Source organism: Rhizobium sophorae, from assembly GCF_013087515.1.
GTDB lineage: Bacteria > Pseudomonadota > Alphaproteobacteria > Rhizobiales > Rhizobiaceae > Rhizobium > Rhizobium sophorae.
Genome location: NZ_JABFCN010000006.1, coordinates 1 through 1,238 on the forward strand (window position 1 = coordinate 1; position 1,238 = coordinate 1,238).

The 1,238-nt window shown below is 56.4% G+C and carries 2 protein-coding genes; one reads left to right on the forward strand and one right to left on the reverse strand.

The annotated features are described in order from the left end of the window. Nucleotides 1–272: 272 nt before the first annotated feature. On the forward strand, nucleotides 273–521 hold the full coding sequence (locus tag G9X64_RS04375) for a hypothetical protein (protein WP_168309084.1): 249 nt from the start codon (nucleotides 273–275) through the stop codon (nucleotides 519–521). A gap of 88 nt (nucleotides 522–609) precedes the next feature. On the opposite strand, the gene rsgA is transcribed toward G9X64_RS04375, so the two are convergent. Further along, nucleotides 610–1,238: ribosome small subunit-dependent GTPase A (gene rsgA, locus G9X64_RS04380; protein ID WP_171376017.1), on the reverse strand; the 629-nt coding region annotated here is incomplete at its 5' end.

Below are 1,238 nucleotides of genomic sequence, written 5' to 3' on the forward strand. Positions count from 1 at the left end.
TCAACAGCTCATTCTGGCACATTTCGATGCCGTTCAGGGGCCGTCCACTCCAACATCAAGAGCACTAAACGGGGCGGGGCCTCGGCTGAATCGTACCGATTTACAACGATTGCTTCGAGTCTTTCTCGCAACACCTGAGCGGGAACTGTAATCTTGGACGGATTTGGCTGGATTAGAGCGATTCAGTTACGGTATCCGTAGGACTGCGAAGCGATTTGCGCGAGCGGGACAGCTAGAGACAGCACGTCCGCATCTCCTAAAGCAGGACCTTGATGAACGCGGATATGATAGCCGCCTGGGCGGTTGAAAATGGATTCCATGCGATGGATTCCAGGAATTATCGTCGCCATGACAATGCAGGCGTGATCACGATCGAGATAAAGAGGATGTCGTTCCTCCTTATCGATGAGAGGCAAGGATTGCGACCGCGCCTCATATCGCGGTTGTTCAAAGACATATCCCTCACAAGCGGGAGCGGCCGCTTGCAGGGTCTTCTTCTTGACGGCAATCCAACTCGTTGAGCGCTGACGCTATCACCGCAGCCCAGCCAATTCAGGGTGGTGGATCGTGGCTGACGCCGATGAGCAGCGTCGCAAACGTTTAGCACTTTCAATATTTTTTCTTGCGAACGATCTTGTTGCCGCGGGGTCCGCTCACGATGGGTGTTCGGTCGCGGTTTTCTGCAAGCAGGTTCCGCCAGCGTTCCAGGCGATCGGCGACCAGAGCACCGCTTGCGACAGCTGCCTGGACCGCGCACCCAGGTTCATGGGCATGGGTGCAATCGCGAAAGCGGCAAAGCGGCGCCAGTTCGGTTATTTCAGCAAAGAGGGTATCTATGCCGTCGGCAACATCGCTCACGTAAAGCGTTCTTATTCCCGGTGTATCGATGACCCAGCCGCCGCCTGCAATTGCATGCAGCGATCGCGCCGTGGTTGTGTGTCGGCCCTGCGCGTCATATTCGCGGATGGTGCCTGTTTTTTGCTTTGCGTCAGATTCAGGCCCGGTCATGGTATTCACCAGCGTTGATTTTCCGACACCAGAGGATCCCACCAGAGCAACCGTCTGGCCAACGCCGCACCATGGCCTTAACAGGGAAACGGAGTCCGCGGAGCGCCCATTCAAAGCAATGACAGGCAGGTCACGCTGCAACGCCTCGGCTTGGGCCTGGAACATGCCAGAATCTTCCGCGGTGTCAGCTTTCGTCAGTACAATCACCGGATTGCTCCCGGCCTGGTTGA